This window comes from Streptomyces sp. CB01635 (assembly GCF_002803065.1).
Taxonomy (GTDB): Bacteria; Actinomycetota; Actinomycetes; order Streptomycetales; family Streptomycetaceae; genus Streptomyces.
This window is the reverse complement of record NZ_NNBL01000015.1, coordinates 25,446-47,196: the sequence shown is the minus strand read 5'-3', so window position 1 is coordinate 47,196 and position 21,751 is coordinate 25,446. Positions and strand designations below refer to the sequence as shown.

General features: G+C 69.1%; 13 protein-coding genes. 7 read left to right on the top strand and 6 right to left on the bottom strand.

Going from position 1 to position 21,751, the window contains the following annotated elements; genetic code table 11:
• Positions 1-2 precede the first annotated feature (2 nt).
• Genes CG723_RS29595 through CG723_RS29580 form a run of 4 tightly spaced genes read right to left on the bottom strand, consistent with a single transcriptional unit; the run spans position 3 to position 10,258 of the window.
• Positions 3-2,147, bottom strand: a complete 2,145-nt coding sequence (locus tag CG723_RS29595; RefSeq protein ID WP_100596578.1) for a DEAD/DEAH box helicase — start codon at positions 2,145-2,147, stop codon at positions 3-5.
• The gene (brxD, locus tag CG723_RS29590) at positions 2,144-3,475 is read right to left on the bottom strand and encodes a BREX system ATP-binding protein BrxD (protein WP_100596577.1); all 1,332 of its coding nucleotides are present in this window, start codon (positions 3,473-3,475) and stop codon (positions 2,144-2,146) included. The genes CG723_RS29595 and brxD overlap by 4 nt, the downstream gene beginning before the upstream one ends.
• A gap of 4 nt (positions 3,476-3,479) precedes the next feature.
• Positions 3,480-6,329: a BREX-2 system phosphatase PglZ gene (pglZ, locus tag CG723_RS29585; protein WP_100596576.1), complete on the bottom strand. Its 2,850-nt coding sequence runs from the start codon at positions 6,327-6,329 to the stop codon at positions 3,480-3,482.
• Positions 6,329-10,258 (bottom strand): PglY protein, encoded by a 3,930-nt coding sequence (locus CG723_RS29580; RefSeq protein ID WP_100596575.1) that lies wholly within the window; start codon positions 10,256-10,258, stop codon positions 6,329-6,331. The genes pglZ and CG723_RS29580 overlap by 1 nt, the downstream gene beginning before the upstream one ends.
• Before the next feature lie 299 nt (positions 10,259-10,557).
• On the opposite strand from CG723_RS29580, the gene CG723_RS29575 reads away from it, so the two are divergent.
• Together CG723_RS29575 and CG723_RS29570 are read left to right on the top strand one after the other, a co-directional pair.
• Positions 10,558-11,403, top strand: a complete 846-nt coding sequence (locus CG723_RS29575; RefSeq protein ID WP_100596574.1) for a hypothetical protein — start codon at positions 10,558-10,560, stop codon at positions 11,401-11,403.
• Positions 11,400-12,731, top strand: coding sequence for a 7-cyano-7-deazaguanine synthase (locus CG723_RS29570; protein ID WP_100596573.1), 1,332 nt, complete (start codon positions 11,400-11,402; stop codon positions 12,729-12,731). The genes CG723_RS29575 and CG723_RS29570 overlap by 4 nt, the downstream gene beginning before the upstream one ends.
• Positions 12,732-12,810: 79 nt before the next feature.
• Here the strand turns inward: CG723_RS29570 and CG723_RS29565 are convergent, their stop codons facing one another.
• Positions 12,811-13,191 carry an ATP-binding protein gene (locus CG723_RS29565; RefSeq protein WP_100596572.1) on the bottom strand — a complete coding sequence of 127 codons (381 nt, stop codon included), beginning with the start codon at positions 13,189-13,191 and terminating at the stop codon, positions 12,811-12,813.
• Positions 13,192-13,334: 143 nt separating this feature from the next.
• Between CG723_RS29565 and CG723_RS29560 the strand changes: the two genes are divergently transcribed.
• Positions 13,335-14,186, top strand: coding sequence for a helix-turn-helix domain-containing protein (locus CG723_RS29560; protein ID WP_100596571.1), 852 nt, complete (start codon positions 13,335-13,337; stop codon positions 14,184-14,186).
• Entirely contained in the window at positions 14,183-14,371 is a 189-nt protein-coding gene (locus CG723_RS29555) for a DUF397 domain-containing protein (protein WP_100596570.1), read from the top strand. The genes CG723_RS29560 and CG723_RS29555 overlap by 4 nt, the downstream gene beginning before the upstream one ends.
• Before the next feature lie 55 nt (positions 14,372-14,426).
• On the opposite strand, the gene pglX is transcribed toward CG723_RS29555, so the two are convergent.
• A complete protein-coding gene (gene pglX / locus CG723_RS29550; RefSeq protein ID WP_324905155.1) occupies positions 14,427-18,236 on the bottom strand; it encodes a BREX-2 system adenine-specific DNA-methyltransferase PglX in 3,810 nt (1,269 codons plus the stop codon).
• 133 nt (positions 18,237-18,369) lie between these two features.
• Here pglX and CG723_RS29545 point away from each other — a divergent pair, with 133 nt between their 5' ends.
• The 3 genes from CG723_RS29545 to CG723_RS29535 are packed head-to-tail and all read left to right on the top strand — an operon-like array spanning position 18,370 to position 21,721.
• Positions 18,370-18,876 carry a hypothetical protein gene (locus tag CG723_RS29545; protein ID WP_159032576.1) on the top strand — a complete coding sequence of 169 codons (507 nt, stop codon included), beginning with the start codon at positions 18,370-18,372 and terminating at the stop codon, positions 18,874-18,876.
• Complete coding sequence (locus CG723_RS29540) at positions 18,873-20,252, top strand: ParA family protein (protein WP_100596567.1); 1,380 nt, start codon at positions 18,873-18,875, stop codon at positions 20,250-20,252. The genes CG723_RS29545 and CG723_RS29540 overlap by 4 nt, the downstream gene beginning before the upstream one ends.
• Positions 20,249-21,721, top strand: coding sequence for an AAA family ATPase (locus CG723_RS29535; protein ID WP_100596566.1), 1,473 nt, complete (start codon positions 20,249-20,251; stop codon positions 21,719-21,721). Before CG723_RS29540 ends, CG723_RS29535 begins: the two co-directional genes overlap by 4 nt.
• Positions 21,722-21,751 lie beyond the last annotated feature (30 nt).

The window sequence follows — 21,751 nt, the reverse complement described above, 5'->3', positions numbered from 1 at the left end:
GTTCAGACGCCCCCACCCGTGAAGCGCACCTGCTCGGACAACACAACAGCCGCAGATTCGAGGTCTGCGAGTCTGATCGACAGTGTCGCCTCGGCCAGTCGGGCGGGAAGCGCATCCCCGAATTTCAGACCCCGCACAGCTTTCTCATCGATATCAGGCAAGGCCAGGTTCTCCGTCACGTCCTGGCGGGCCAGCTTCCAGTCCGTCGGGGTGAGGTCGTCCCGTAGACGTACCCAGTGATCGTTGAGTCGCTGTCCCGGCACCGCGGCACCGCCAAGGGTGGCTGCCAGAGTGGCATTGGCCCGATGCCCGGCCCACGTCCACCATCGAAGTTGGTCCGGCCTTCCCCTTTCCCGCACGATCAGAGTGCCTCCTGGATGCACTCGCTCCATGAAGTACTCCCGAGCTTCGCCCAGGCACCCATGTGCTCTCCGGGTCAGATGCACCGGTGGGTCAGCGCCGAGGAGTACGTCACGCACCGCGCGGACAAGCCGGAAGGACGCGCCCTGGCCGAAACCGGCCCCGCTCCATTTGGCCTTGCCGCCTCCGTCGGCCGGTTCGACGAAGCACCGTTTCCGTTTCCAGTCGATGTAGGTGACCTGCCAGTTCCGGCCGGCAAGCAGAAGCCGACGGGGACCGGCGATGTGCTCGGTGAGCAGGCTGGGGTCTGTCCGGCCGATCTCGGTCCGGCCCTGCAGGACGGTGAACTGCGGCGGTGCGGTGAACACCGCGGTGAGATTCATGAAGTGCCGGTGGCCGAAGCGGCGTTCGGCCTCCGGACCGATGAAGAGCAACCCGTCGTCTTGATCGAGGTATCCCTCTGTCACCAGGTGTTTGACGATCGGCTGCGCGGACGGGCCGAACGGCCCGAGGCCGTTCCACCCTTCATGCCACAGATTGCTTCCGACGCCGCCCTCTTGGAGACAGAGGGCGAGCAACTGCTGAGCCACGATGTGCCGCGGCTCGGGAGGTGCGACCACTGGCTCGACCCACCCTCTCGACCACTGCAACAGGAGCCCTGCCGCACTCAGCAGGCCCGTGCGGTCGAGAGCGAGGAAGAGACAGTTCCGTGAGGTCCCGGGGCGGCGTCCGGTACGGCCGATCCGCTGCAGGAAGGAGGCGACCGATGCCGGTGCGTCGATCTGGACGACCCGGTCCAGGTCACCGACATCGATGCCGAGTTCGAGCGTGCTGGTCGACACGATCACGCAGTCCCGCGCTTCGGCGAAAGCCGCTTCCGCCCGCCTGCGCTCGTCGAGCGAGAGCGATGCGTGAGAGAGGAACGTGACGACCCCTCGGGCCCGTAGCGCTGATCCCAGTTCTTCGACCAGTCGCCGTGACTCGCAGAAGACCAGGCGCTTCTCACCGCGGTGCAAGGTGCTGATGACGGTTGCCGCGTTCTCGAGCGATCCCACGTAGTCGAGCTGAATGTCCCCGGACGGTACGGAGACAGGGGGCGCACCACTCGCTGCGTCCCGCGGCGCGTCCAGGTGAGGGGCGACGACTTGTGCGGGGCGCGTGCCCGCTCCCGAGCCCTGGAGCCAAGTGAGAAGTTCGCCGGGATTGCCGACCGTCGCCGAGAGTCCGACGCGCTGAAGTGGACGCCCCACCACCCGTTGCAGTCGCTCCAGTACGGCCAGCAGGTGCCAGCCCCGGTCGTCGCTGGCGAAGGCGTGCACCTCGTCGACGACTACCGCCCTGAGCCCCGAGAAGAACGACGCATGATCGACATTGACGCTCACCAGCATCGCTTCCAGCGACTCGGGGGTGGTGAGCAGGACGTCCGGACGGTCCGCCAGGATGCGCTTGCGGTTACCGGAGGTGGTGTCGCCGTGCCAGAGTGCGGCGCCGCGTCCGAGCCAGGAGGCGTACGTCTCGACCCTGGGCAGCAGGTTGTTGAGCAGCGCCTTGAGGGGGCAGAGGTACAGCACCGACGTGCCGGACCACCGGGCGCGGTGCATGCGCGACAGCAGCGGGAAGCACGCCGCTTCCGTTTTCCCGCCTGCGGTCGGGGCGAGGAGGAGGGCGTCCTCGCCTGCGGACAGCGGCTCGACCGCCGCTTCCTGGAGTGGGCGCAGTCCCTTCCAGCCAAGGGTGTTGACGATGTGGTGGACGAGCGCGGGTTCCAACTCATCGACCGCGCTCACGGCAGTTCCAGCGCGATGTCGTCGGCATCCCCTGCCGCGGCGTTTCGCTCGACACCGGTGAGTTCGGCCTCCGCGATCGTGAGTGCATAGTGCTCGCGCGGGTTGAAGTCCTCGAACTCGTCGACCCTGTCGAGGACATCGGCAACGAGCTTGCGCAGAAAAACACGTGGTGCGATGCCGACTTTCCCGCCGAGTCCGCCGGTGACAGCTGTGGCCAGCTCGTCGACGTAACGGTCGTCGACGCGGGCTGCGACCCGGTCTGGATGGGCCGCGGCTCCCTGATAGAGGTCGCGGACGTTCCGGCCGAGTTCTCCGAGCCTGGGCAGGTCGAAGCCCGGCAGGCGCAGTTGCACCGCGCGCGGTGAGTCGAAGCGCGGATCCGTGGTGAAGTCGGTGGCCAGGCGCTGGGCCAGCGGGGGGAGCCGCTGCGCGCCCTGCTGGCCGTCGTAGAAGGCAGGGGTGCCTGTGATGACGAGGAAGAGCCCGGGGAACCGGCCCGCGTCGATCTCGTCGAGGAGTTGCCGTAGTGCGTTGAGGCCCTTCTCCCGGACATCGCCGCGAACCCGCTGCAGCGTCTCGATCTCGTCGAGTACGAGGAGAAGACCGGGATGGCCGCAGTCCCGCAACACAGTGAGCAGGCCCTGGAGAAAGCCCAGGGCGGCGAAGTGGTCGAGGTCTCCGCGCACTCCCGCCGAGCGGCGTGCCGATGCCGCGACGGACTTCTGTCCGCCGAGCCAGGCGATCAGCGCTTCCGCGGTGGCCGCGTCCCCCTCCGCGACCGCTCCTCGGTAGCCGCGCAGGGCCGCGGCGAACGCGGGGGTGGTGCGCGCCACATCAGCGAGCCGTCGCTCCATCAGCGCGGTCACGGCCTCGGAGAGCGCCGCCTCGTCCTCCTCGTCGAGGTCCCCGCCGTCGAGGACTTCCTCCTCCAGCGTGTAGAACCAGGAGTCGATCACCGCCCGCAGCGCACTGGGTTGGTGCGTGGCCGTCGCCAGGCGTTCGGTGAGCCTTCGGTAGACGGTCTCCAGGCGGTGCAGGGGCGTTTCCGTCTCGGAGATCTGCACTTCCGCGGTGGCCAGGCCGGCCCGCTTGGCGCGCTCGGTCAGCCAGCGTGCGAAGAACGTCTTGCCGGACCCGTAGTCGCCACGGATCGCGTGGAAGGCAGCGCCGCCGCGGGTCACGGTGGCGAGGTCGTCGTCGAGGGCGCTTTCGAACCGGCCGAGTCCCACGGCGAAAAGATCGAGACCGGCCTGCGGTACGGTGCCGCGTCGCAGCGCGTCGATGACCTCGCGCCGTCTGGCCACGCTCACCAGGGCGGACTGCGACATCTCGTTACTCCTTCGGCTTCGGCTGCTGCTGCTGCGGCTGCGGCTGCGGCTGCGGCTGCGGCTGCGGCTGCGGCTGCGGCAGGAACTGCTCGCGCAGCAGCGGAACATCGAGTTTCACCGCATGTCCCGCGTCGACGAACCCGAGGACGGGGTAACCCTCGACATTCAGCAGGCGCTGGACCGTTGCGACGAATCCCTCGATGTTGCGCCGGACACGTCCGGTCGCCGAGATGGCCGCGACGAGCGCCGCCGGGGACATGGTGCCGCCCGCGGCGACGAGAGCGTCGATGACCGCGGCGACGACCTTCGCCTCCGGCGCCTTGCGGACGTATTCTTTCTGCGCCGCGTAGACCTCGCTCGCCACCACCTCGCTGCCCAGGCCGCCGACGGTGGCTCGGAGCACGGCGGGAGAACTCTTGCGGGCCTCGGTGCCGGTCGCGTCCTGACGCGGCGCTGTCGGCGCTGTCGGCGGGGCGGCTCCCGCACGCCCGGCTGCGGGAAGGGCGGCCCTCGTGGACTCGTCCGCCGGCAGGGGCTCACTCCACCACGAGGGGGTCGACTGCTCCCGCGGGAGCCCGACCCAGCCCTTGGGTGTCTGCTCGGCGACAGCGACCAGGGTGAGGACCGGGACCGTCACCTCAGCGAGAGACGCGCCTCCGTGGTAGCCGGCCTTGCGTCCGGTGTACCGGATGTCCTCACGCCACGGCACGACAACGCTTCCGGCGCCTTCCAGGACCCTCTCTCCCCGGATCTCGATCTCTCCGTCCCGGGCCGGCCCGCCGGTACGCCAGCGTGGCGAGACGGCTCCGGACACGTGCGCCTCCGCACTCCCGCTCCGGCCGCCGCGTTCCAGGACGTGTCCGTGGTCGGCGACCAGCACGACCGGTCGCCCATAACTCCTGGCGGCTGAGAGCAGGTCCCGCAGGTGGGTGATGTCATCGAGGCCCCAGCTCGTGCCGCGCCCCTGTTGTCCCTTGTCGAGCGCGTCGTCGATGGTGTTCAGGACGACGCCGACGACCGCCTCGGAGGCGAGTGCCCCCATGAGCTCGTGGGAAAGAGCATGGCCCGTCTCGCCACCGATGTCCGCTTTGTGGAAAAGAGCGGCTTCCTTGTGGTGGCGTTTCCAGAAGGCGCTGAAGCCCGCGGCCTCCACGGACTGCCCTCCTTGTACGGCTTCTCCCGTGAGGAGCGAGGCGCGGCTCGTCCGGGTGACGGAGGGCAGCATGGATACCGCGGCCGTCCGGGCTGCCGACTGTCCGTCGGCCGGTCCCGGCACGACTTCCCGCCAGCCTTCGCGTTCGGCTTCCTCGCCGAGCTGTATGGCGACCGCGCAGCTCATCCCGTCGAGTACGACGACCAGGGGCGCTCCCGCACCGGCCAGTGGACGTACCGCCGTCTCCAGGACGTTCTCGATGACCAGGGCGTCGTGTGGCCGGCGCGCGGTGGCGTATGCGGACGACCAGGCAGCGAGATGGCGGGCGAACTGCTCGTCGAGGGCCTCTCTGCGCGCCCGGCCCCTCTCGTAAAGGCCCCGCAGTTCGCGACCTGTGGCCAGATCACCGCCCGGGTCCCCCGCCCACAGGAGGGTGAGCGCGCGATCGGCCCACCCCCAGTCGGTGATCTGGGAGCGGATGCCGCTCTCCACCGTGGGCACGGCCGGTTCGGGCTGTTCGAGCCAGCGGGCGATGCGCACCGCCATCTCGGCCATCTGCACCCGGTCCGGGTAGAGGGCGGCAAGGCCGTGTCCTGCCAGATCTGCGAGCGCGGTCTCTCCCGCCGTGGAGGAACGGCGTGCTTCGGCCACGGTCCGGCCGAGTTGCGCGGCGAAGCCGGTGGGCAGGAACCGGCTCCCGGTGAGGGTCTCGGCGAGACCCGCTGTCTCGGCCAGTTGGTCGGCACGGTCCAGTACGGCGAAAACCTGGCGTCGGGCAGCCGGGCTAGTCCTGGCTTGGGCGATCCAGCGGGTCAAGGTCCCTTCCACCGCGTCGGTGAAGGCACTGAGGGCAGCCCGGCGGGGCATGACCTGACCGAAGAGGCCGCCGATCGTGAGGGCGGTGTCGGGAGCCACCGCCGGGTCCCTCAGGACCGCCGCGAGGACGCCGAGCGCCATGGCGTCGTGGCCGAGTCCGGCTTCCGCGAGGGAGAGGAGCACCGGCGCCGCGTGGCCCGCGGCGTCGCCGAGCCACTTCTTCAGTTCGGCGCGTTCGGCGAGGGGGAGTTCGGCGAAGCGGAGTGGGCCCGCCGGCGTGCGCGACCAGGCGAGGAGGGTGTCGGTGTCGAGCGTGGGCGGCTGTGCCTGGGAACCGGTCGCGGATCCGCCCTCACCGGAGCCGGAGCCGAGGCCGAGCCGCTGCACGGCCAGCGCACGCAATGCGGTGTCGAGGGTGAGCAGCCCTCCGACCCGGGGCCAGCCGGCGTCAGAAGGTTCGGCGTCCAGGAGGGCTTCCAGGAGCCATTCCATGCCGTACATGCGGACGTCGAGGCCGGTGGCGCCGAATCGCTGGGTGACGACCTCCGCGTTCTCGACGGTGAGCGTGCGGCGGAGAATGGCCTGCCCGCGCAGGTCCCAGCCGAGCTGCTCGTCGTCGACTCCGGTGGTGACCACGAGGACGTCGCCCGGTCCGGCCGAATCCCGGTGATCGTGCCAGGCTGCCGTCACGCCGAGGACGGAGGACTCGTCGCGGACCTGCACGCGGCGGGGCTCGTTCTCGACGGCGGTGGTGAACCGGGTGGGCGCTCCGGGAAGGTAGCGGCCGTGGATCAGGACCAGGCTGCGTTCACGCAGGCTGTCCTTGTGCGCGGTCAGGAGCGCTTCGACGGTGCGGCGTCCGACCCGGGGCGCGGCGGGGGCCATCAGTCTCCGGTCCCTTCACTGTCGCTGCCCTCGGCGGCGACCGGCTTCCAGGTGACCTGGACCCGACGGTCGGGATGGGCGAGCAGGAACGTCCGAATCTCGTCCTCGATGCGCGTGACCGTGGCGGCCAGCGTCGCTTCGAGCCGCGTGGGTTCGACCACATGCACGGCGCGAGGAGCCTCCGGGCGGCCCGTGGGCTCGGGCGCGGTCCCGTGGCCCGTGCTATCGGTGGGCGGCGCCGTGGCGGGAGGTGCGGGGACGCTCGGATTCCCGTGCTCGGTGAGGCTGACGTCCTGGGCGGTGCGCTCCGAGGGCACCGCCGGTTCCACGGGCGTGACGGGCGGGGCTGCCTGAGCGAGCCGGGCCACCTCCCGCATCAGCGCCTTGGTGCTGTCCCGCAGCCCGTCCAGTACGGGAACGAGCGAGGACTCCTCCTCGTGCTCGTTGGCGGTCCGGGAGACCTGTTCGAGGAGCCGACCTGCGCGCTCCCCGACACTGTCGCCCCGGTTCGTGAGGGAGCGGACCGTGTCGAGGTCCTCCGTCCAGTCGGGCGAGCGCAGCGCGGTGAGCACTTCGGGGGCCTGTACGAGCGCTGCACCGATCTCTCCGTCCGTGACGTCATACGCGGCGGCGGCCAGCTCCCGCACCAGGGCAGCGGGGGAATCGGTGCGCAGCAGGCGCGCGACGAGATCGGCCGCGGCCTTCATGGACCTGATGCGCGGGGAGTCCGCGCCCCCCGGCCCTGCCAGGCCGAGGCGTGCCGCGTTGTCCTGCAGCAGGGTGCGGGCATCGCCGACCGCCCGCTGATTGTCCTCGGCGACCTTGCGGACCTGCTCCGCGAGACTCGCGACGTTACGGGCGAACAGCACGCGTGAGACGGTCTTGCCGAAGATCTTCCCCGCGCGTCCCAGGGCAGTGCTGAACTCCTCCTCGCTGGGGAGTTCCACCGCCCGGAGCCCGTACCCCTGCCCGATCCGTTCGAGGTCGGGGGCCTCGGTCAGCGGCGAGGTCTGGTAGACCCAGGTGCGGTCGTCGAGCAGGGCGTAGGTCGCGATGACCAGGTTGCTGACGTTGCGGTCGAGGCCGGTGTAGCCGAGCTCCTCGATCCAAGTACGGATGTCCTCCACCGACAGGTCGGGGCCGACGTCGGGATTCTCCGCGGCCTTCTTGTTGATCCGCAGCCGCCAGTCGTTGGTGACGTTGAGCGGTCCGTCGTGCACTTCGCCGAGCCCGAGGGCGTGGACGATCTTCCGTACGGTGGCCAGCTGATGCCCGTCGACGACGACGCGGCGGCCGCCGTCCGCCATGGCCCGGTTGATCCACGTCAGCGTGGTCTTCAGCTCGGCTTTGGTGATGGCCTTGCGGGTGAGGCGCGGATCGAAGTCCGGGTGCTTGGGATGGCGGGCCGCGAGGATGTCGTCCGCGACGAAGTACAGGTTCTCCTCGAAGCTGACCGCTGCCTCGGGGTTGGTGCGGGCGAAACCAGGCTGGAGGGTGAGCAGGTGCTTGCCTTCGGGGACCTCGGCTCCGGTGGTGCCGGGTTCGGCCCGGGCGATTCCGTACACCTGCTGGAGCGCCTCGATGAGCTGACCGGTGAGGTTGTCCCTGGACGCCTTGAGCTGGTTGCGGATCTGGGCGCGCTCCTCGGCGGGGCGCGTGGCCGTGTGCTCTTCGAGCCGGTCCCGCTCGAGCAGGTAGTTGATCTTCAGTAGGCGTCCGAGGTTGCGGCTCTTCTGCTCGGAGAGGAAGTCGGACAGCCAGACGACGGTGGGGTGGGTCTTTCCCGCCCGCTTCATCCGGTCGACCCGCTGCACGTCGTCCATCGGCGAGTGGTCGCCGTCGTCGAAGGGATAGTCGATGACGATCCTGAGGTCGCTGCCCAGCTGCGGCCTGAACTGCTCGTCGGGCAGATGGGGGTCACGCACATTGCCGAAGACGAACTCGGCGGTGCGCTTCGTCCCGCGCCAGACGACCTCCCGTACACAGACGAACGCCTGGGTGTCGGGGATTCCGAGCGCGGCCCACAGCTGGTCCTTGATCCACTGCCGCCGGTAGCCGGTCTGGTCCGCGACGCCCTGCACCTCTTCGAGGAGCGGTTCGACGTCGAGGTCCGACAGGTGCAGATGGAACATCGGGTCGGTGCTGTCGCCCTCGCTGCGCAGTTCCCCGTCGAAGCCCTCGGACTGCAGTTCCTGCAGCCGTTTGACCGCGACCGAGCCCGCGTCGCCGACCCGTGTCCGGATGGTGCCGTGGTTCAGGGCCGCGAGCTTGCCGCCGGTGAGCCGGGACAGGGCGGGAACGTGCGGGGCGAGGGCGGCGAGCAGCAGCGTCTTGATGAGCCGGTCGTCGGTCTGGAAACGCTTGTCGTCGGCCGATCCGTACTTCGTCAGAAGGTGGTCGCGTACCCGGTCGTGGAAGCGCCGGGCGGTCTCCGCCTCCGCCTTCAGCTTGGCCGTGAACGCCTCGCCGGTGCGCTGCGCGATGACGTCCCACAGGTCCCCTATCGGGATGAGTTCGCCCAGCTTGAGGTCGTCGAGACGGCGCCCGAGGAGTTCCTGTACGAGCTTGAGACCGGTCCGCTCCCGCTGCAGCGCCCCGGAGAGGTCGACCAGGACGTTGAGCAGGGCGGGAGACAGGGGGTAGAGCGTGCGGAAGTCGTCCCAGTTCGCCTCGGTACGGCCCTGCGCGTCGAGCAGGACCTGCCGCACCTCGTCCCTGGAGGACTCGACGAGCTTGAACGCGTCGTCGCGCGCCTGCTCCATCCCGGCCCGCGGGGCGAGGACCCGGTGCTTGATGATCTCGACGAGGTTGCTGTCCTCCAGCTCGACGACGTCGATCCGCCCCGCGAGGTAGTCGATCTGCTGCTCGAGGTTCTGCACCTCGGCGCCCGCGACGTCCGCACCGATCAACTGGGACAGGTCACGCTGGCGGGAGATGAACGACACGATCGGCACCGGGCGGCTCGGGTCGGCGGACTCGATCAGCTTGACCAGCCTCTGCACCTGGTCGCGTACGAAGTCCTGCTCCCCCATGTGCGCCTGGAGCCAGAGGATCAGCTCGTCGAGGAAGAGTACGACCCCGTCGTAGTGGAGAGACCTGGCGTGCTGGGAGATGACCTTCAGGCCGTTCTCCAGCGGGATGAAGGAGTCCTTGTCACCACGAGCCGCCTGGGCGTACGCAGCCATGGGGCCGCTGACCAGCGCTGACACCAACCGGTCGCGTTCCGGATCGCCGGCCTTCGCCTCGAAGGCCGCGTCCAGCTCGGCGGTGCTCCAGTCGAGCGGGACGGCGATGTCGCCCGTACCCGCGTCGATGACGGCCACATCGTCGGCGTCCTCGTCCGCCGCGGCGGCGGTCCGCTCAGTCGGCGCTCCGGCTCCGAGCCACTGCCGGAACTTGTCGTCATCGGCAAGGAAGTCGCGCTGGCGCTGCGCATCGGCGAGTAGTGCATCGGCCCGATAAACGGCAGGGGTCGGCGCTTCGGGGTGGAGCCGACGCACGGTGTGCACGTAGCCGCCGAGCAGCGCGGAGTCCAGGTCCGCGGAGCCGACCAGGTGGTAGGGCACCATCAGGAAGCGGCTGCTCGGCAGCCAGTCCTGGTGTTCGGCCATGGCCTCGGCGAGGCCGGTCTTGGCCTGGGCCGCCGGATGGTTGTTGAGCGCCGCGTGCAGCACGGTCAGGAAGTGGCTCTTACCCGCGCCGAAGGAACCGTGCAGATATGCGGCGTGCGAGTCTCCGGTCCGCACGGCGTCGGCGACCAGGCCGAGCGCTTTGCGGAACTGCTTCTGCAGCTGCTCGGTGACGACGTACTCGCCCACCCGCGCATCGGTCTCGTTGAAGCCCTGAGAGAGATCGACCTTGAAATTTCCGGCGTGGACGTCTTCCTTGACGGCGATGACGTCACGCAGGACGAGCTCTCTGGTCGACATCAGGCGATCATTCCCTCACTCGGCTGGACCCCGGCAACACCGGTGACACGCTGCTGCGGCGCGCCCCCTGCCAATCTTGCCAGGCCATACGTGTGCGGAACCGGCCCTTCGCACCCTTCACGCACCGGCCGATCACTGTCCGCGACCACTCAAGCCCCACAGGCCCCGCCACCTCACGCAGCGTCGCGTCCGGGGCCGAGGTCCGGCAGGCCGGCCATGGCCGAGTCGCGCCCTATCCAGCGTTCCGGCTCGCTGTTCCCCTGAATAGAGGGCTACGGGCGCCCTACGGGGGAGGACGGATGGGTACGTCATCACGGTGGCCGGGGCCGAGAGGCAACCCCGGTACGCCGGCCGGCGAGTGGAGCCGTGTCTCACAGCGGCTCTCCTCGTGGCGGTCCGGCCGCCTGGAGGACCTGGAGCCGATCGCCGAGGACTGCTTGGGTGTCCTGCATCGCACTCTGCGAGCGGACCCGTCCGCCTTCGGGCTGCGGGACACCGCCCGCGCGGCCGGTGAGCGGCTGACGACTGCCATGGACAGCCTGGCGGCGGGTCCGGGCACCATCTCCGCGGACGGTCCGCCTGATCCTCTCGGGGCTGATCCCCGTACGGACTTCGCTGCCCGGCTCGTCCGGGCGGTGGGCGGCGAAGGCGGCACGGTCGCCGACGCGGCCGTACGACGGGCTGCCGCGGCGACCGCGGACCGCATGGCCACACGGCACCCGGAGGTGCTCGCCGCGGACGGCAAGGGCTGGTCCGGTGACCTGCTCTGCCTCCTCTACCAGTGGTTCTTCGCGGATGTCGTGGCCGAGTTCCTGCGCGCCGTCGTCGCCGAAAAGATCAAACTCGTGGTTCCGGTACTCCCGTTGGCCGATCCTGAGGACCACATCGCGGACTGGGTCGCCGGGCAGGTGCTGCACCTGGTGCCGAACCCCTGCGAGGAGGCCGCGCGCCTGGTGGAGGCAGCGGAGAAGGCCGGGGACGTGGTCGCCGCCTTCGAGGACCCGACGGCCGACTCGCTCACGCAGGTCGCGCGGGGCCTCGTCCCCCGTGCGGTGGGCAGCGTGCTCGGCCTGCTCACCCCGTCCGGCGCCGCTTCGGACGAGAACCCCGGAGCACTGTCGAACGAGGGGACACCTGCCGCATGACCACGGACACCCCCGCCTTTCACTTCTGGCTCCCCGACCCGGGTGCCCCGGCGCCCGACCCTGGCTGGCAGCCGCTGAGCGACGCCCTGTACTGGGAGTCCCCGACCCGCGCGCCCGACCGTCGCCACCTCCTCGCTCCCGCCCCGGACTGGGCGGACGACCTCCAGCGGGTGGCCCGTGCCGTCTTCGCCGCGGACCGCTGCACCTCGCGGGAGGAGACCTTCGACCACTGGACCCGGCACATCCGCCTCTCCGTCCCGGTCACCGCTCCCGACGCGTGGACCCGCGCCCTCCCGCACCTCACCGCGCTGCTCGCCACGGTGACGGGCGACCGCTGGGAGGTCGAGTTCCGCCCTTACGACGCCGACGCGCGGCCCCGACGCCGCCCGCTGCCTTTCGACCCCGAGGGGTACGCCCGCGAGGTGGCCCTGTTCTCCGGCGGCCTCGACTCCCTCGGCTGGGCGGCCCAGCGCGCCACGGTGCACAGCCCGCACGCGCTGCTCCTGGTCACGTTCGAGGAGCGGAACTTCGAGTCGCTCCAGGACACCGTGTACGAAGCGGTGTTCCGGCGGCGTGAGCGCGACCTGCGCCGCCTGGAGCAGAGCCAGACGGTACGCAAGCCGAAGGGCGCCGCCTTCACGCTCGAACGCTCCACCCGCTCGCGCGGCCTGCTGTACGCCGCGACGGCAGTCCATGCGGCCGCGGCGGAGCGCGTTCCCGTCGTCCACGTACCCGAGAACGGGCAGCTCGCCCTCAACCCGCCTCTCTCCGCGGCCCGTTGGGGCGCCTGCTCCACCCGCTCGGTGCATCCGTGGACGCTGCACCACCTCAACCGGGTCATCGAGTTGATCGCGGACCGGCCGGAGCGGGTGGTCCAGGTCGTCAATCCCTTCGCGGCGCTCACGAAGGGCGAGGTGTGCGAAGCGGCCCGGGACGCAGGGCTGCCACGCGAGGTCGCGGAGGCCACGCTGAGCTGCGGCTCGTCTCCCATGCGGCAACCCGGGCGGTCGCGGTTGCGGCGCGTGCCGCACTGCGGCCTCTGCTTCCCTTGCCTGGTCCGCCGCTCGGGCCTGCTGCACGCATACGGCGGGGACCGCACCCCATACGCGGCCGACCCCTGGGATCCGTCCTTAGATACGGACCTCGCCCAGCACTGGCGGGCGCTCACGCGCTGGCTGGACACCCCGTGCACGGTGCTCGACCTGGTGGCCGACGTCCCGCTGCCGCCGGATGTCCGACCGGCGGAGCTCCTGGCCGTCGTGGAGAACGGGCGGGAGGAACTGCGGGCGTTCGTCGCCGAGGCACCTGCGGTACGGCGGACCGCCTGACGCGCCTTGCGGTTCACGACCCGGCCGGCTCGGTCTGCGCCCATACGGTCTTGCCCGGCCCGGTGCGGTCGTCGACACCCTAGCGGTGGGCGACGGCTTCGACGAGGGCGAGCCCCCGGCCGCCCTCGGCGTCCGGGTCGGCCATGCCGACGTCCGACGGGTCGGGCCGCCGCGAGTGGGTGTCGGACACCTCGATCCGTACGACGGCACTCTCGTGCTCGTACAGCACGCGCAGTGCGAAGTTCCGCCCCGGTACGCGTCCGTGGCGGGCGGCGTTGGCCGCGAGCTCGGCGACGAGCAGGGCGACGGTGTCGTGGAGCGGGGCGCCGGGCGGAACGCCCCAGTCGCCGAGCCGCCCCAGGGCGGACCGGCGCGCGAGGCTCGCGCCGAGCGGAGTCGCGGGGAACGCACGGGTGAACACACTTACGGTTACGGGCGGTTGGGCCTGCTGAGCTGTCATGGGCCCAGTCTTCCGGCGCCCCCACCCCAGGTGACAGGAACGCCACTGGTACAGATCCATCTGTATGGGTTCACGCTCTGGACTGGGCGGGTAACTCCCCGTAACTCTTGGTGAGTTGATCGAAGCGCGGGAGGCGGGCGGCGATGACGGCGGACCACGACGGTGACATGGCGGCGGGTAGTGAACCCGAACTGTCCGACAGCCTCCGAACGTTCGGGGCCGTCCTGAAGGCGCTGCGGGAGGCGGACGGACTCACCCAGGAGGAGTTCGCACCGCGGGTGCGGTACTCGGCGGCGTACATCGCGAAGATCGAACAGGGCAAGCGGTTCCCTCCGGAGAACCTCCCGGACCGGACTGCGGAGGTCTTGGGGCCGGTCGCGGGAAAAGTCCTCACGGCAGCAGCGAAGAGCCTGCGCAGGAAGGCCGGTCTGGCTTCCTGGTTCCTGCAGTGGGCGGGGATCGAGGAGGAGGCGACCACGCTGTACGCGTATGAGTGCCGGGGGGTTCCGGGGTTGTTGCAGCCGGAGGGGTATATCCGGGCGGTGTTCGAGCGCAACCTGCCGCCACTCACGGACGAGCAGATCGAGCGCCAGACGACGGCACGGCTGGAGCGCCAGACAGTGCTGTGCGCACACCCGAACACAGCGTTCAGCTTCATCATCGAGCAGTCGCTGTTGGAACGACAGTTGGGCGGCGCGGACGTCACAAGGGAGCTGATCGACCACCTGCTCTTCATCGGCCGTCGCACCAACGTCGAGATCCAGATCATGCCGCTTCGGCAAGAGGATCACGCCGGGTTCGAAGGGGAGATGTATCTGGCCGAAAGCCCTGGCAACCAGTGGTTCGGCTACACCGAGGGACATCGCTCCAGCGCCCTGATCACGGCCCCGGGCGACGTAAGCGTGCTCCTCCAGCGCTATGGCAAACTGCGTTCCCAGGCCCTGGATTGCCGGGCTACGGTGAGCCTGCTGGAACAGATGCGAGGAGCGCTATGAGTACGACGGAAGACCTGAGCTGGTTCAAGAGCAGCTACAGCGGCGGCGAAGGCGACAACTGCATCGAGATCGCCGTCCGCCCGGACGCGGTCAACGTCCGCGACTCCAAGGACACCGGCCGCCGGCCCTTCACCGTGACACCCGACGCCTGGTCAGCCTTCACCACATACGCGTCGGGATCCTGACGCCCGAGTCGGTAAGGCGGCAGGGGCTCTGCCGCCTCACCGACCTCCCGCTTCCCTACTCCTCGCCCAACTCGACCTGCTCGACGGGCTTCCTCTTCGGCGCGACAGCCTTTCGCCCACGCGGCTTCGTCACCGGCCGCCACGCCTCCAACTGCGCCTCACCGACACCGTGCCTGCGCAGTAGCGCCTCATAGTCCGCCTCAAGCACCTCGGCCGGCACCTCGTCGTCCCACTCAGCGTCCGGCTCCCCGTGCCACTGCTTCACCCACGGCATGACCTCCCGCAGCCCCGCGAGCAGCGGAACGATCCGCTCGGTGCTCCAGCCGTCCCTCTTGGTCCGCGCATCGATGAGCTGGGACAGCACCTGAGCCTGATCCTTGTGATCCCACCCGGCCCATCCGAGCATCAGCGTCGGGTCCCCGTCCGGGCTCGCATCGGGATACGAGATGAACCGTTCCTTGGGTACGTCGAGCTTTCCTCGGTTCGACCAGTACGACGTCCGCAGGAAGTCCGAAGTCTTGTACTTGCTCGGAGGATCGATATCGAGCCGCTCCCCCGCCCGGTCTTCCTCCCGCTGCTTCTCCCAGACCTCTTCCCACTGGGCACGGATGCGCAGCCCAGCGTCCTTGTATCGCAGGGCTGCCAGATATGGAACGTGCTCATCGGCGATGACCTCGGTCAGCACCTGGGCGAGAGGCAGATCCGGCATACCGAGGTGGTCGGAGGCGTAGAGCGCCGCAACGGACACGAAATCCGCATCCGAACTCAACTGGTCCGCAAGGTAGTTGACCGTCATCGAACGCGGCTGCTTCATCCCGTCCCGCAGCTCGTACCACAACTCATCGCTCTCGCACCGATCGAGCAGCCAGGCCCGCAGCGCACCCCTCTCCTTCTTCTCCCACGACACAGCGGACCAGCGCCGCTTGCACTCAGGCCGCTCGATCAGCCCGATGTCCTTGGGCCGCGAGGTGATGATGTCGATCCGCGCCTGAACGATCTTCCGGTACCACTCGGGCCAGTGCGGGGGAATCTCCGTTACGGGCGTGGAACCGTGACGCCGAAACCACTGCCCTACAGCCTCGTCCGTAGCAGCCCGGGGAGCGATCGCCAGCTCGAACGCCCTCTCGCCTAGGTCAACTTCAGGAAGATCAGGGATCGCTTCACCCACGGTCGTGCGCGCCAATTCAGCTCCACTGAGCAATCCGTATTGACCGTAAACTCGCCAGTCCAGCTCCTCCTGAAGAGCAATCATCTGCCGCCAGATACGAGCATGCTCAGACTCTGCCGCGTCGAGAAGCGTGCGGTCGGGTGTCACACGTGAGCAGATAGCAGGCGGCTCTTGGTCAGCAAGCTCGCGAGCCAGAGTGTCCATCTGGCGCCCCAGCTCAAGCGGAAGCTCCCCGGGTAGCGGAAATTCCTGCAGCTTCGTCCCGGTGAACTCGTAGAAGCTTTCCCACGCATACCTGCCGGTCGAGCGCTCGCCTCCCCGATTCCCCTTGTCCTGGCTGACCTGCTTCAACCAGAAGCAAGCCGTCGACGAATTGAGCACCCCCAACAACTCCAGGTGCGCATCCTCATCCGCCCCCTCACGCATCTGAATCAACGGCGCGTGACGGTTATAGACCTTCTTACCCCTACCCAGGACAAAGTGGTTATGAGTGGAAACACAAGCGAACGCAAGCGTGAGATCTGCGTAACGGTGACTGAAGAACATCGAGTACTCGAACCACTCAAGTTCCCGCTCAAGCTGAGTCTTCCCATAAGCCACACGCTCGCGAAGGATCAGGCGATTCGGCCAGGCCAGCTTGAGCACAGCATCATTGCTCCGCGCTCGGTCGGGCTTTTTCTCGTCGTATGGCCAAAGGATCTCGGTGGGCGAAACAATCCGCCAGTCCCGAGTGGTCTCCCCATCCACCATGGGACGCCTCATTGCATCGGGCACGCCAGCTCGCCTCAGTGCGCCTCGCCCCAAGACATATGCATCGTCCGCGCGCGTCACCGCACCGAAGCCGATCGAAGCCACACGCTCGCGCAGCACCGCCACGGCCTTGCTCTCAATCAGCTCCTGCAACGCGCCCGCTCCACCGCCGCTGACCGCCCAAGGGTGCGACGAAAACGTTCGTGCCACCTCGTTCTCCACGGACACCCAGTCCGACTCACTCCCAGGCCGACCCACCTGCTCCACAATCGCCTGCCATACGTACCCCTCCGCCTCCTTCCCCTTCGGCGGCTGCCCCGGCTCCCCCCGAACCCCCAACACCGCCCGAACAGTCCGCCCCGGACTAGGAATCCGGTTCCGCCCCACCAGAATCACCGTAGGCGTGCCATGTCCCGGGATGTACGCCCCCGACGTATCGATCACATGCGACAGCTCGGCCCGGTTCCGGAAGAAGACCTCGATGAGCTTCTTGCCGAACTCCCGCTTCATGAAGGAGTTCGCCGTGATCTGCCCGACGAACCCACCCCCGCCGAGCCGCCCGCCCGGCCCCCTGACCGCAAGGTCGAACAGTCGCGCCGCGAACGGTACGGACAGGGCATAAGTCCCCGCGCACACATCCTTGTACGCCGCCCGGTAGTTCTCGTTCTCCTGCTTGTCCTTCACCGTGATGTACGGCGGGTTCCCCACCACCACGTGATACGAGCCCCGCCCAAGCAGATCCGCCCGCTTCGCGTACTCCCACACGTCCTCCGTCGAGTACGCGTACGTCTCCCCGTCCCCGTCCTCGCCCTCGGTCCCCACGACCGCATCCGCGAACAACGTGTCCAGCTCAATCTCGGTCTGGATGCCGGTCGCACCCCGCCCGTGAAGGAGCGAGTCGCCGACCGCCACGTTGATCGGGAAGGGCCGCATCCTGTCGAGCCTGGTCTCGCCCGCCGCCTTCATCGCGGCGACGAGGAGCCGGAAGCGCGCGATGCTCGCTGCGAACGGGTTCTTGTCGCAGCCGTGGACGGATTCAAGGGAGCGCCGGACCAACGTCCAGTCGGCCGTGCCCGGTTCCGCGATGCGCCACTTGTCAAGGAGCCGGTGGAAGATGCCGAGCAGGAAGTGGCCCGACCCGCACGCCGGGTCGATCGTTCGCAGCCCGCGCAGCGGCTCGCCCTTCGGATCCAGGGGGTCTTCCCGTACCGCGTTGAGGCCGAACTCCTCGATCGCCGGTTCCAGGGTCAGGTCGAGGATGAACTCCTCGACGAATTCCGGGGTTTGGAGCAGGGCGTACGTCTTGCGGGCGTGCTCGCTCAGGTCCTGGTACAGGTCGCCGAGGAACCGGGTGTTCCACTCCGGGTCCGTGAAGTCGTAACGGATCTCGCCCGCCGCACCCCACCTGCGCCAGAAGGCGAGCAGCTTCGTCGCCGAGTCGTAGCCGGGGGTGATGCTCCACAGCGGGTTGTGGTTCTTGTCGAAGAGGCCGGCCGCAGCCGCGTTCGTACCAGCGAGGTGGTCGAAGGACTCGATCAGCCAGTCACGGTCGTTGAGTTGGGGGTGCTCGCGGAAGAACTGGTCGTGACGGGCCTCCGCCTCGGCGAGGCGCTCACCGGGGCCGGCGATGTAGGGCTCCTCGATCAGCCCGTTGTCCTCGCAGAAGCGGACGAAGACGCAGGCGAGGACCCAGGCCGCCGCGGCCTGCGTGACCCGCTCGTCACGCCACGCGGCGTAGGGGGCCGCGATCCGCTTCGCCTCCTTGGCCTGCCGGTACTCCTCCTCAAGGGGTGCCCGGAACTCGTCGACCGTCTCACTGCGGACACGCAGGTCGTCCTCCAGGTCGAGGACCAGCCGCTTGAGGTCCTTGACCAGGGCCTCCTTGTCCAGCCTCGCCGTACCCGCCGTCTCCACCGTCACGTCCGCTTCCATCTCGTTCCTACTCACCGCTGCACATCCTCTCCCGCCGCGCATCGGGCGGCCGGGCCCGTCAATCCTGCCAGCCCCTCCGGCGAGGCCGGGGTTCCCGTGTGCACAAAGCCCTCCCGCGCCCTCCGCCCCCACCACTAAAGTGATCGTCGTGACGGCAGCGCCCCCTACCTCGCCCCCGCCCGACTTCGCCAGAGCGAGCGTGCACCATTACCGGTCGGCCGTCCTCGCGACGGGCGCGCGGTGGCAGATATCGGCGGATCACCTGGCCGGCCTGGCCGCGGAATGCGCCATCAAGGCCATCCTGATCCGTTTCCTGGGCTCCGAGCTCAAGCCGAACGGCATGCCGCACCACCCGGAGATGAAGTTCGCGCATCCCACCCGGAGGCAGCGGAACTGGGACGGCCAGCACGGCCACCTTCCCGCGCTCTGGGAACAGCTCACCGCCGTGGCCCACCGCCGCAACGACACCGCCGCCGGCCTGCTGTTCTCCCAGCTCCTCTGGGAGAACCCGTTCGCGGACTGGAACGTGGGCGACCGGTACTGCGACGGCACCACACTCACCGAGGAGCTCGTCGACCGGCACCTCAAGGCGGCCCACGACCTCATCGCCGCCCACGAGCAGGCCCGCATCCTAGGAACCGGCACCTTCGTATGAGCACTCCTCCCCCGCCGTCCGTGCGATTCGACGCGGCCTGGAAGCAGGCGCTCGCCCACGCCGGTCAGGCCGCCCAGCGGTTCGGCATGGACGTCGTCGTCACCCGTGACCTTCTGGGACGTGCGTCGCTCCTCGTCGACGACCGCGCGAACCCGCTGGCGGCGGACGCCCCGGACGTGGTGTCCGCGAGAGACGGGTTCGCGGCCGCGACGCACCCCTTCACCGGCCTCGAACCCCTCGTCCTCGGCAGCCTCCTGTTCGCCCCCGACCTCTTCTTCGCCGGCGGAGACCGTACGGAGGTCAGCGCTTCCCACGGAAATGCCGGCAGCGTGCACGCTCTGGAGCGCACGGTGATAGGGGCCGACTGGACGAGTGCGCCCGTTCCCGCCCGTACGACGTCCGACGGCGACTGGGACCGCCGGGACCGGCGCGTCGCCATGTACGGGTTCAAGGGAGGCGTGGGCCGCTCGACGGCCACCGCGATGCTCGCCCGGTACCTGGCCGACCGCGGACGGTGCGTTCTCGTGGTCGACCTCGACCTGGAGTCGCCCGGGGTGTCGAACCTCCTGGAGAGTCCGAGCGGCATCCCCCGGCACGGCATCGTGGACCATCTGATCGAGGCAGCCGTCGGGCATGCCGAGGGACTCGAACTGGTCGCTCGCGGCACCGCTCTGCCCGTCCGGGGCGAGAGCAACGGCGAGGTGTGGTTCGCCCCTGCCGGAGGCACGCCCCGCGCGGGCGAGCGCAGCGACTACCTCGCCAAACTGAACCGCATCTACAGCGACCTGGCCCCGCTCACTCCCGGCGAAGGACCGCGCCCCTTCGCCACCCGGCTCGAGCAAGCCGTCAGCGCCTGCGAGGACCAGGTCGCGGAGCTCTCCCGGCGCCCCGACGTCGTCCTGCTCGACTGCCGTGCCGGCATGCACGACATCGCCGCCGTCACCCTGACCCACCTGAGCGGCCTGGCGCTGCTGTTCACCGTGGACAACCCTTCCACCTGGGAGGGGTACCGCATGCTGTTCGAGCAGTGGAGGCAACGGCAGGACCACGTCGGCGACCTGGTGGAACGCCTCAGAGTGGTCGCTGCCATGTTCAACTCCGCCGGGGACATCAACCGTCTGCTCGCCCTGCGGGAGCGGGCGTACAACCTCTTCGCAGACACTCTCTACGAGCCGGACAGCACGTACGTCTCGGCACCGGACGCGGAAGACGCACCGCACTCCCCCATCCCGATCCTTTTCGGCAACGACCTGATCGGACTCGACCCGCTGCGCAGCGGCGCCTGGCCCGAGCTGCCGATGGTCGAGGCCGTCTACCAGACCTTCACGACTACGGTGGAGCGGCTGCTGCCGTCACCGCACCCGGAGCCCTCATGACCCCCCTGACCGCCGACGAGTACCGCACCCTGATCGACAGGGCCCTGGAAGGCGCGGTCGACGCGAACACCACGGAACCGGACCTGCGGCGGCTGTTCACCCCGTCGAGCCACCGGCTCGCTCTCGCTCCCGACGTCACCGTGGTGAAGGGCGCACGCGGCACCGGCAAGACGTACTGGGCCAAGGCACTGACCGACCCCCGGCTGCGGGAGATCGCCGCGGCCTCGTATCTGATGCCCAGACTGCGCCGGGTCGAGATCGCCACCGGCTTCGCCGCGGACCGCACGGCCGACGCCGCGTACCCGACCAAGCGGGTCATCGCCCGGCTGATGCGTGATGACGAATTCGATCCGGTCGACTTCTGGTTCATGATCGTTCTGATGGCGCTCCAGGTGCCCGGGATCGCGGCCATCAGTGACTGGTCCGGCAGGATGGGCTGGGTACGGGACAATCCCGAAGCACTCGACGACGCTCTCCAGGAAGCGGACAGCGCGGCCCACGACGCGGGCACGACGCGGGTCCTGCTCTTCGACGCACTGGACCACCTGCACAGGGACAGGACGCAGGCGGACAGGCTCGTGTCCGGCCTGCTCGAGGTCGCACTCGAACTACGGCTCACCACATCCGCTCTGCGCGCGAAGATCTTCATCCGCCCGGACATGTACGACAGCGCGCCCAAGAAGTTCGCGGACGCCTCGAAACTCACCGCGAACACCGCCGAGCTCACCTGGCTCCGCGAGAACCTCTACGGACTCTTCTTCCACCAGCTGGGCAACTACGACGGTCCCGGAGCCGCGGAGTTCCGAGCCGCGACCGGCAGTTGGCGCGACGAGGGCGAGGGCAGGTTCATCGCGCCGACGGACGTCATCGCCGACCAGACACGGCAGGAAGCCGTATTCGGCGATATCGCCGGACCGTACATGGGCACCGACCGGCGCAAGGGCCTCACCTATACCTGGGTGCCCAATCACCTCCAGGACGGCAGAGAGGAGGTCAGCCCCCGTACCTGGCTGTACAGCCTCCGGGAGGCCGCCGTCGTCTCCGCCGAGCGTTATGCCGGACACGAGTACGCGCTCCACTACGACGCCATAAGAGCGAGCCTGCACGGGGCGTCCCGCATCCGTGTGGAGGAGCTCACCGAGGACATCGCGTGGGCGGTTGCCGCAGTCGGGAAACTCGAAGGGGGCGAAGTGCCGATGGAGCCCTCTGTCGTCATCGCCCACTGGAATCAGGGTGGGCTCAGCACGGCGCTGCGGGAACTGGCCGAGGACAGCGGCCAGGACGGTCAGGAGGATGACGGCGGCAGCGGGCCACGCAAACCCGATGACCTCTTCGCCGTCCTGGAGGAGCTCATCGACATCGGCGTCCTGACCCGACGGCTCACCACCGGGGCCATCGACCTGCCCGATGTGTACCGGCTGAACTTCAACATCGGGCGCAGGGGCGGGGTTTCCCGCAAGAAGTCCTGACCTCTACCACCCGTACCCCCCGTACCACCC